The sequence below is a fragment of the Parvibaculum sp. genome, from assembly GCF_035511255.1.
Lineage (GTDB): Bacteria > Pseudomonadota > Alphaproteobacteria > Parvibaculales > Parvibaculaceae > Parvibaculum.
Window position 1 is genome coordinate 1 of record NZ_DATKFR010000482.1, and the last position, 10,390, is coordinate 10,390.

The following is a 10,390-nucleotide window of genomic DNA, read 5'->3' on the forward strand; positions in this document are numbered from 1 at the left end:
GGGCACCATGGGCATTACCGTCAGCGATCTTCACATTCTCGACCGCGTGTTGCGCGATCCCGAACTGCGCAAGGACGGCCCGGTGCGGATTGCCTGCCTCGGCTATTCCGACGTGATCCTGAACGACAGCGTCTACGAAAAATTCTTCCACGGCACGGATTGGCGCGCGAAGCTCGTCGACCGGCCGAACCGCGACAAGCTCATCGCGATCCATGGCGGCGACAGCAAGCTGATCTCCGTCGTGCCGACCCTCGACAGCTTCTTCTCGCTCTATGGCGACGTGAAGGTCGATGTGATCGACTACGCCCAATATGAAGGCTCCGAGATCGTTCACGACATGAGCGAGCCCGTTCCCGAGACGCTGCGCGGAAAATACGACGTCGTCATCGACGGCGGCACGACCGAACACATCTTCGACATCGCGGCCGGTCTCTTCAATTGCGCGCGCATGGTGAAGCTCGGCGGCATCGCCTATCACAACGTGCCACTCAACATGCTCAATCACGGCTTCTACAACATCAGCCCGACGCTCTTCTTTGACTTCTACGAAGACAACGGCTTCACCACGGCGGGATGCGTCGGGGTCGCGACGGGCGTGATGGACGATCCGAAGTTCATCGACTTGCCGCGTTCGCAGCGCTTCAAGCTCGATGCCGAGGCCTGCATGATTTATCTCGGCAAGAAGGTCGAGACGCGCGACAAGCTGGTGAAGTCGATCCAGGGCAAATATCGCGATCTCGACACCTGGCGCTGATCGCCTCTCGGCTCAATTCTTCATCATCGCCGCGACGAGCTTCGGCACATTGTTGCGGAACATGTCGGGATAGGTCGACGCCGCGCCGCCGGGCTTCGACAGCGCGTCGGAATAGAGTTCGCCGCCCATCTTCGCGCCGGTTTCCTTCGCGATCGTCTGGATGACGCGGGGATCGGTCATGTTCTCGATGAACAGCGCCTTGATCTTCTCTTCCTTGATCTGGTCGATGAGCTTCGCGAGCCCTCTCGCGCCCGGCTCCGCTTCGGTGCTGAAGCCTTCCGGCGCCATGAAGGTCACGCCATAGGCGGCGCCGAAATAGCCGAAGGCGTCATGCGTGGTGATGACCTTCCGCTTCGAGGGCGGCACCGCATTGATCTCCCGGTGAACCCACTGGTCGAGATCGGCGAGTTCCTTGGACAGCTTGCTCGCATTCGCCTGGAAGGTCGCCGCGTCTTGCGGGTCCGCTTTCTCGAGCGCCGCGGCGACGTTCTGCGCGTAGAGCGCGCCATTGGCGAGATCCTGCCAGGCATGGGGATCGGTCACGGTTACGCCGTCCTCGATCATGCTGCGCGGCTTCACGCCTTTGCTCGCGATGACGGTGGGGCCCTTGTAGCCGGCGGCGGAGACGAGCTTTTCCATCCACTTTTCGAGATCGAGACCGTTCATGACGACGAGGTCGGCGTGAGCGATGGCCTTGGCATCCTTTGGGCTCGGCTCGAAGGTATGCGCGTCGCCGTCGGGACCGACCAGCACGGTGAGCGAAATCTTGTCGCCGCCCACTTCCCGAACCATGTCGCCAAGCACACTGAAGCTCGCGACGACGTCGAGCCGGTCGGCGTAAGCGGGCGATGCGATCAGCGTCAGGGAGACCGCGAAAAGGCCGAGCAGCTTCTTCATGAGTGCCTCCAGGTTCAGGTGTGGAAATGGGCGCCGGGGAAATAGCGGCTGCGCAGGCTCCCGTGGCGGCCGACGAAAATCGAGATCGCGTAGAAAGCGCCCGCCGTCAGGATGATGGCCGGTCCCGAAGGCAGGTCGAAATTGTAGGAGAGAAGGAGCCCGATCCATCCTGAAATAAAAGCAATGATGATGGAGATGGCGGCGAGCGACCACACGGCCGTCGCCCAGAAGCGCGCCGCGGCGGCGGGTAGCATCATCAAGCCGACGGCCATCAGCGTGCCGAGCGCCTGGAAACCGGCGACGAGGTTGAGAACGACGAGGACCAGGAAGATCACGTGATAGAGCGAGCCCCCGCCGGCGATGGTGCGCAGGAAACCCGGATCGAAGCATTCGACGACGAGCGGCCGATAGATGACGGCAAGCGCGACGAGGCTCAGGGTCGAGATTGAGGCGACCAGAAGCAGCGCCTGCGTATCGACCGAAAGGATGCTGCCGAAGAGCACATGCAGCAGATCGACGTTCGAGCCGCGCGTCGAGACGATGAGCACGCCGAGCGCGAGGCTGATGAGATAGAAACCCGCGAGGCTCGCATCCTCCCGGAGCGAGGTCGCCCGGCTGACGATGCCGGCGAGCAGCGCGACGGCAAGACCGACCACGAGCCCGCCCGCCGACATCGCCCAGAGCGAAAGCCCGGCGACGAGAAAGCCGACAGCGGCGCCCGGCAGGATCGCATGGCTCATCGCGTCGCCCATCAGGCTCATGCGGCGTAGCACCAGGAACGTGCCGATGGGACCGGAGCCAAGCGCGAGCGCGAGGCAGGCGACGAGGGCGCGGCGCATGAAGCCGTAATCGGCGAAGGGCGCGACGATGGCATCGTAGAGCATCATGCTGCCCGTCCCGCCGAATGATGATGTCCGTTGGACCAGCCCTGCGCGAGGACGCGGGCACGGGCGAGAGCCTTTTCGGTCAGAACTTCCTCCGTCGGACCCCAGCCGATCGCTTCGCGCGCCATCAGCAGCGTCGCCGGGAAGTGCTGGCGGACCTGTTCCATGTCGTGCAGCACCGCAATCACGGTCCGGCCCTGTTCGTTCCACTGGCGGATAATGGCGAGGAGATCGGATGTGGTTCGCTCGTCGATGGCGGCGAAGGGTTCGTCGAGCAGGATGAGCTTCGCGTCCTGCAGCAGAAGCCGCGCGAAGAGCACGCGCTGGAATTGTCCGGCGGAAAGCGCGGCGATGGGCTGGCGTCCGAAACCGTCGAGGCCGACATGCGAAAGCGCCTCGGCGACGCGTTGCCAGCCTTTGCCCGTTATCCGTCCCCATAGCCCGACCTCGCTCCAGAGGCCGAGCGCCACCGTGTCGGCGACGTTGATCGGGAAACTGCGGTCGATCTCCGCCTGCTGCGGCAGATAGGCGATGTCGCGGCGCGCCAGCCCGTGGCGATGGACGCGGCCGGTGCTCGGGGTCAGCAGCCCGACGATGGTCTTGAGAAGCGTCGACTTGCCGGCGCCGTTCGGACCGACGATTGCGGTGAGGCTGCCGGCCGCGAAACCGCCGCTCAGATGATGCACGGCGGGCCGCCGCTCATAGGCGACGGTCAGATCCTCGATGTCGATGGCGCCGCCCGTCATGCGATGGCCCACAGAACGGCGAGCCAGAGCAGCGCGGCCGCGCCGCCGGCCACGGCGAGCCTCTGCCAGAGGCTCGCGCCGAGCGCCGAAAAGACGGGATGCGAAGGGGAGGGCTCCATGACGGGGCTTCCGGATGCAACATTATAACATCCGGCGACCATACGCCGACCGTTCCGGACCCGCAAGCGCATGGCGGCTCCGGCAGCATGAAAGAAGCGTAATGCGGCGCGGGTCAGCGTCCTTCGCGGCGCCAGGCCAGCGCCAGCGCGCCGAGGATCAGGATCAATGCGATGGGCCCGGAGAGCAGCGGCACCTGATGCACCGCGCGGACGAGATATTGCTCGTTGCGCCGGAGGCCGATCCAGTCGCTACCGGCGGCATCGTGACCTGGCCGGACGCCGCGCAGTTGCGGCGTGTCGTCGGCGTCGGCGCCGACCCAGTAGGTGCCGCCGCCGGTCGCCGAGGCGATCGGCTTCAGCAACTGGTCGGTCGCGCGGACGTCGGCGAATTCCTTCGGGTTGAGCGGTCCCGCCGCCGTCACCGCGTTGAGCCCGCCCTGGGCGATGCGGTAGAGCCCGAGTTCCTTCGCCGCGAGCCGGCCCTCGAAACGCCCGGGCGCGGTTTTCTCCAGCGCCAGCGGCACGGTCTTGCCCGATGGCATGGTCACCTCGGCCGGCGGCGTCGTGTCCGCCATGGTGCGGCGCCGGACGGCCAGCGTGCCGCCTTCGATCGAGGCGGCGAGGTTTTCCTCTTCGAGGTCCGGTTCCTTCATCAGCCAATGCGCAAGGCGGCGCAGCAGTTCGGCGTGAGGACCGCCGCCCTCGAAGCCGCGCGACCAGAGCCATATCTGATCGGAGAGGAGCTGCGCGACGCGGCCCTTGCCGGCATGGTCGAGCACCATCAGCGGTCGTCCGCCCGGCGCGCTCATCACGACCTCGCCGCGATCGACCTTGCTGTCGATGACGCGGAACCAGCGCCCCCATTGCGGGGAAGACCCCTCCGCCCCCGGAAGATCGGCGGTGACGGGATGCTTGCAGCCCGTATCCGTCACCTCCGGCTTGAAGCCGCCAAGTGTGATGTCGCCCGTCGGCTGCGCCGGCAGCACCGCGGCGAGCGGCGTCCGGTAAAGCGAGAAAGGCGTCGCGAAGGCGGGGCCGGCCGCGTCGAGCACCGCGCCGCCATCTTCCACATAGCGCGCGATGTTCGACAGATACTCGAGCGGCAGCACACCCTGCCGCTTGAAGCGGTCGAAGATGATGAGGTCGAACTGATCGAGCTTTTCGACGAAGAGCTCGCGCGTCGGAAAAGCGATCAGCGAAAGCTCGTTGATCGGCGTGCCGTCCTGTTTCTCCGGCGGCCTCAAGATCGTGAAGTGAACGAGATCGACGGAGGGGTCGGCCTTCAACAGGTTGCGCCAGGTCCGCTCGCCCGGATGCGGTTCGCCGGACACGAGCAGAACCCGCAGCCGGTCGCGAATGCCGTTGGCGACGACGACGGCACGGTTGTTGAGCAGCGTCAATTCGTCGGAACCCGGCGCGACGTCGATCTCGATGACGTTCGGCCCGCCATGCTTCAGCGACAGCGTCACCTCCGTCTTCTCCCCGACGGTGACGCTGGTCCGCATCGTCTCCTGTCCGTCGATCGAAATGCTGACGGGCGCCTGAATTTTCTCCGTTGCAACCGCGCCGGTGTCGTCGACGCGGAAGGCGAGCTTCATCGGCTCGTCGACGATGCCGAAGCGCGGTGCCTCGAGAACGGTGAGCCGACGGTCCCTCTCGTTCTTGCGGCCGACAATGAGGCTGTGAACCGGGGCCTTGAAACCGAGCGTCTGCGCGTTCTTCGGTACGTCGTGAACTTCGCCGTCGGTGATGAGGATCGCGCCCGCCACGCGCTCGCGCGGCACGTCGGAAAGCGCTTGCTCGAGTGCCGCGAAAGCGCGCGTGCCTTCGCCGTTTTCATCCGCGCCCTCGGCACCGCCTTCGACATGGACGATGCGCGTCTCGATGCCCTTGATCGCCTTGAGGCCCGCCTCGACGCGGGCAAGGGCAGCCTGCGCCTCCGCCGGCCGTTTGCCGATGTCCATGCTGTCGCTGCGGTCGACGACGATCGCGGCGACGTCGGGAACCGATTGCCGGTCCTCCTGACGCATCGTCGGATTGACCAGCGCAACGAGGGTGATGGCGAGCGCAGCCGCGCGCCAGGGCGTTCCCCGCGCGCGCCTGAAGGCTGAATAGGCGATGACGGCGATGCCCGCCGCCGCGAGCACGAAGATGAGCGCGGGCGGCACCGACGGCTCGAAAATGATGTCCCAGGCGCCCATGTGCTACTGCCCCATCCGTTCGAGCAGCGCGGGCACATGCACCTGGTCGGACTTGTAGTTGCCGGTGAGCGCGTACATCACGAGGTTGACGCCGAACCGTTCCGACATCTCGCGCTGGAGTTCGCCGCCGGGCTCGCATGGAAAGAGCGGCCGTCCGCTCGCGTCGCGCGCCCACGCGGACGCGTAATCGTTGGAGCCGACGACGATCGACGAAACGCCGTCATTGGCGCTGCCATTATGCGTGGCTCCCGCGCTCGACGCCTCGATCCATAATTGCCCGCCGGCCCAGCGGCCGGGAAAGCTCTGGAGAATGTAGAAGGATTTCGTCAGCACATGCCCTTCCGGCACGGGTCTGAGCGGCGGCAGGTCAAGGCGGCCCAGCAGGCGGCGCAGGGTTTCCGTACCCGGCCCCGGAAGCGAGCCGACGGCGCGGTCCTGATCGCGCGTGTCGAAGAGGATCGTGCCGCCATTCTTCATGTAGAGATCAATGCGCGACAGCGCCTCGGCGGACAGATTTTCCTGCCCCGATGTCATCGGCCAGTAAAGCACCGGAAAGAAGGAAAGCTCGTCATGCGCGACATCGACGCCCATGGGTTCGGCGGGCTCGAAGGATGTGCGCTCGCGCAGAATGTCGGAGAGGCCCTGAAGACCCGCGCGGCTGACATCGTCCACCGAGCGGTCGCCGGTGATGACATAGGCGAGATGGGTGTCCATCGTCGCCTTGAGCGCGAAACTGTCCGCATCGGCCGCGCGAACGGGTTGCGGATGCAGGAGCGACAACCCGCCGGCAAGTGCGAGCAGCATCGGCACGACGGTCCGCCGCCGGCGTCTCCGGATCGGGCTCGCATCGAAAAGCCCGGTGACGTAGAGCGCCGCGATGCCGTCGGCGACGATGAGCGCGACGGCGAGCGCCAGCGCCCAGGGCCGAAGCCGCGTCTCGCCCGTTTCGGCGAAAGGATGCCGCGAGGCGACGCCGCTGAGCGCGCCGATCGGTTCGAGCTTCATGCCCTCGCGCCCGAGATTGAAGGCGCGCGGCGCATCGGCGGCACCGTAAAGTCCCGGCGGATGGCGAGGTCCCACCGGCGTTTCATCGACATGCGCGGCGGGAATGGGGATCGCGGTCGCGGGCGGCGTGCCGAGGCGGCCGAATCCGTCCAGCGTGCGGACGGGCGCGAGCGTCGCTTCGGCCGCGTTCTCGCCCGCGCTCGTCGCGGCGACGCCCTGCGAAAGTCCGACCACGCGGCGCAGCATCTGAACGAAGAGGCCGGACAAGGGCAGGTTCGACCATTCGCTGTTCGCGGTGACGTGGAAGAGAATGACCGTGCCCTTGCCGCGCCTGGTCGCGGTGACGAGCGGCGTGCCGTCGGCAAGACGCGCCCATGTATGCGTCGCGAGATCGAGCGTCGGTTCCGCCAGCACCTGCTGCGACACGGTGACGTCGTCTGGAACGGCGAGGCCGAAGAAGGGACTTCCCGCCTCGAAGGGCGCGAGGCGTTGCGGGTTCGTCCAGGAAAGTGCGCCGCCAAGCGCGCGGCCGCCGGTCCTGAGCGGCACGGGTACAAGATCGTCGCCGGCGCCCGCGAGATGCGGTCCGGCGAAGCGCAGCAGTACGCCGCCATCCTCCACCCAACGCGCGATCGCGTCGTGGTCCGAGCCGACGAGATTGCCGAGATCGGCAAGCACCAGCACCGAAAGCGGCTTCGATATGAGATCGACGATCTCGCTCTTCGCGCCGCGGTCGGCGGCGGCACGGCGAATTTCGGCGAAGGGCTCGAGCGCGCGTTGCAGATAATAAAGGTCGGAGAGAAGCGGCTGCGCCTCGTCCGCCGAAGCACCCGAAACGAGGCCGACCGTGCGGCGGCGCCAGCGCTCGTCGATCAGGCTGACGGCTCCGGCGGAGGTCTCGCCGCCGATTTCGAGCCGGTTGATGCGGTTGCGCAATTCGATCGGCAGATCGAAGGTCGCCGTCGTCTTGCGCTGCCCGACATCGAATTGGAACGGCGCCTCGCCGAGAAGGCCGCCATCCGCCTCGATCGCGCGCACCGCGCCGGATGCAGGCGCGGTCGCTTCCGCGCGGATGACGGTGGCAGCGAAAGTCTCGCCTTCGACCGCGGGCGGAAGCAGCGCCAGCGCAAGCTCGTTGCCGCGCGGCTCGACGACTTCGAGCCCATGGCTGCCGGCGAGTTTCGAAAGCCGGGCCGAGAAGGCGGAAATCTTGCCGTCGTCGATGCCGTCGGAAAGCCAGATCGTCTGCACGCCGCCTGCGGGCTTTGAAGCGGACGCCTCGAGGCGCTCGATCAGCGCCAGCCTGTCCGTCGCGTGCGGCAGCGGTTGCAGCGCGCGCGCCTGGGCCGCCGCGTCGTCGGCCGACTTGAAGACCGTGTCGGGCGCGGTCGCGGAGGCCGCCGTCCCCGCGACCAGCACCGTGCGGTCGTCCTGCCGCGCCTCGGCGATCAGCGCGTCCATCGCGTTGACGCGGTCGCGCCAGCGCGTCGCCGCTGCCCAGCCATTGTCGACGACGATGAGGAGAGGGCCCGAGCCCGCGACCCGCGGCGCCGGGTTCCACATCGGATCGGCCAACGCCAGCACGATGAGCGCGGCAAGCACCGAGCGCAGGATCAGCAGCCAGAGCGGCGTATGCGCCGGCGTCTCTTCTTCATGCGCGAGGCCAATGAGAAGGCGGATCGCCGGAAAGCGCACGCGCTTGGGCAGCGGCGGGCTGATGCGCAGCAGCCACCAGATCGCGGGCAGCGCGATGAGGCCGAGCAGCATCCAGGGACTGGCGAAGGCGAGTGCGCCGAGATGAAGCATGTGAGCTCAAACTCCCGGACGCGGCGGCCTGCGCGCGTCCGTGGCGCCGGACAGCGCGCCGTAAAGCGCGAGCAGCGCGGTATGCGGCGCGCGATCGGTGCGATGCGTGGCGAAGGTGAAATTGATGCGCCGCGCCGCCTCGACGATGCGGTCGCGGTGCAGATTGAGACGCGCATGATAAGCGGCGCGCAGCCTTTCGGCGCGTCCGGTCATCAGCCTGAGATTTTCCTCGATGCCTTCGAACTCGGTGCGGCCGTTGAAGGGAAGGTCTTCCTCAGCGGGATCGAGAACCTGGATCAGATGCCCGCGAATGCCCTCGGCGGCATAGCTCTTGATGCTGGCGACGATCTCTTCGACCGGCGACAGGAAATCGCTGATGAGCACGACTTGCGCATAGCGCGGCAGATGCTCGGCCGGGGGGAGGCTCGCAAGTGCCGCCGCGTCGCCGGCGGGGGCGTCGAGCAGCGCATGCGCCATGCGCCGCTGCGCGGTGCGGCCGGTGGTCGGCGTGAAGCCGCCGCCGAGCGGCGCGACATTCTCGCCGCCCTGAATGAGCAGCGACGTCAGCGCCAGCGCGAGCACGGTCGCGCGGTTCTTCTTGGTGGTCAGCAGATTGTCGGAGGCGTAGTCCATCGACGGCGAGCCGTCGCGCCAGATCCAGACGCTTTCGGCGGCCTCCCATTCGGACTCACGAACGAAGAGATGCCGCGACCGCGCCGAATGGCGCCAGTCGACGGAGGCGGCCGTGTCGCCCTCACGGAAGCGGCGGAATTGCCAGAAGCTTTCGCCCATGCCGGTGCGGCGGCGTCCATGCACGCCCTGCGCGACGGTGCTCGCGACATGTTCGGCTTCGGCGACGAGCGGCGGAAAGGCCTCGGCAAGCGCTTCTGCCTGTTCGCGCAGCGCCGTTGCCGCCGGGGTCGCCGCGAGCGGGAAGGGAAGCCGCATGGGCGTCTCCCTCAGATGTTGCGGCAGAGGCGGTCGATCACCCCGCTGACGGTGACGCCTTCCGCCCGGGCGGAGAAGTTGAGCGCCATGCGGTGACGCAGCACGGGCGCGGCGAGCGCCTTCACGTCTTCGATGGAGGGCGAGAAGCGCCCATCGATCAGCGCGCGCGCGCGCACCGCGAGCATCAGCGCCTGGCTGGCGCGGGGGCCGGGACCCCAGGCGACATGGCGTTCGACTTCTTCCGACGCACCCTCTTCGGGACGGGCGGCGCGCACCAGTTCGAGGATCGCGTTGACGACCTTCTCGCCGACCGGCACGCGGCGCACGAGGCGCTGCGCGGCGCGGAGATCGTCCGCCGTCATCGCCGGACGCACGGTTACTTCCTCGAGGCCCGTCGTCGCGAGCAGCATGCGGCGCTCGGCTTCGAGGTCGGGATACATCACGTCGATCTGCATCAGGAAGCGGTCGAGCTGCGCCTCGGGCAGCGGATAGGTGCCTTCCTGCTCCAGCGGGTTCTGGGTCGCGAGCACATGGAAAGGCGAGGGCAATTCGTAGCGGACGCCGGCCACCGTCACCTGCTTTTCCTGCATCGCCTGCAGGAGCGCGGACTGGGTGCGTGGGCTCGCGCGGTTGATTTCGTCGGCCATCAGAAGCTGGCAGAAGACCGGACCCTTGATGAAGCGGAAGCTCCTGTGCCCGCGCTCGCTCTCTTCGAGCACCTCGGAGCCCAGAATGTCGGCGGGCATCAGGTCCGGCGTGAACTGGACGCGCTTGTCGTCGAGGCCGAGCACCACGCCCATCGTGTGGACGAGGAGGGTCTTGGCGAGGCCCGGCACGCCGACGAGGAGCGCATGTCCGCCCGCCAGCACCGTCACCAGGGTCTGGTCGATGACCTGTTCCTGGCCGTAGATGACTTCCGCAATGGCCGCGCGTGCCGCCGCGATCTTGGCGCCGGAGGCTTCGATTTCCTGGACGGCGTTGCCATCCGCTTCACTGAGTGTCTGCATTGACCTAAGTATAGAGTGTGCCG

9 protein-coding genes are annotated in these 10,390 nt (G+C 67.1%); 1 reads left to right on the forward strand and 8 read right to left on the reverse strand.

Going from position 1 to position 10,390, the window contains the following annotated elements:
* Nucleotides 1–754 (forward strand): hypothetical protein (locus VMR03_RS17940; RefSeq protein ID WP_325407659.1); only part of this gene is annotated, 754 nt, incomplete at its 5' end.
* A gap of 12 nt (nt 755–766) precedes the next feature.
* Here the strand turns inward: VMR03_RS17940 and VMR03_RS17945 are convergent.
* From VMR03_RS17945 to VMR03_RS17980, 8 genes are all read right to left on the reverse strand, one after another.
* Nucleotides 767–1,651, reverse strand: a complete 885-nt coding sequence (locus VMR03_RS17945; RefSeq protein ID WP_325407661.1) for a metal ABC transporter substrate-binding protein — start codon at nt 1,649–1,651, stop codon at nt 767–769.
* 14 nt (nt 1,652–1,665) lie between these two features.
* Nucleotides 1,666–2,538: a metal ABC transporter permease gene (locus VMR03_RS17950; RefSeq protein ID WP_325407663.1), complete on the reverse strand. Its 873-nt coding sequence runs from the start codon at nt 2,536–2,538 to the stop codon at nt 1,666–1,668.
* Nucleotides 2,535–3,281 carry a zinc ABC transporter ATP-binding protein AztA gene (gene aztA, locus VMR03_RS17955; protein ID WP_325407665.1) on the reverse strand — a complete coding sequence of 249 codons (747 nt, stop codon included), beginning with the start codon at nt 3,279–3,281 and terminating at the stop codon, nt 2,535–2,537. Before aztA ends, VMR03_RS17950 begins: the two co-directional genes overlap by 4 nt.
* A complete protein-coding gene (locus VMR03_RS17960; RefSeq protein WP_325407667.1) occupies nt 3,278–3,400 on the reverse strand; it encodes a hypothetical protein in 123 nt (40 codons plus the stop codon). Before VMR03_RS17960 ends, aztA begins: the two co-directional genes overlap by 4 nt.
* Before the next feature lie 113 nt (nt 3,401–3,513).
* Nucleotides 3,514–5,601: a hypothetical protein gene (locus tag VMR03_RS17965; RefSeq protein ID WP_325407669.1), complete on the reverse strand. Its 2,088-nt coding sequence runs from the start codon at nt 5,599–5,601 to the stop codon at nt 3,514–3,516.
* Nucleotides 5,602–5,604: 3 nt separating this feature from the next.
* Entirely contained in the window at nt 5,605–8,412 is a 2,808-nt protein-coding gene (locus VMR03_RS17970) for a DUF4159 domain-containing protein (protein WP_325407671.1), read from the reverse strand.
* A gap of 6 nt (nt 8,413–8,418) precedes the next feature.
* Nucleotides 8,419–9,360 carry a DUF58 domain-containing protein gene (locus tag VMR03_RS17975; RefSeq protein WP_325407673.1) on the reverse strand — a complete coding sequence of 314 codons (942 nt, stop codon included), beginning with the start codon at nt 9,358–9,360 and terminating at the stop codon, nt 8,419–8,421.
* A gap of 11 nt (nt 9,361–9,371) precedes the next feature.
* A complete protein-coding gene (locus VMR03_RS17980; protein ID WP_325407675.1) occupies nt 9,372–10,367 on the reverse strand; it encodes a MoxR family ATPase in 996 nt (331 codons plus the stop codon).
* Between the last annotated feature and the right edge of the window lie 23 nt (nt 10,368–10,390).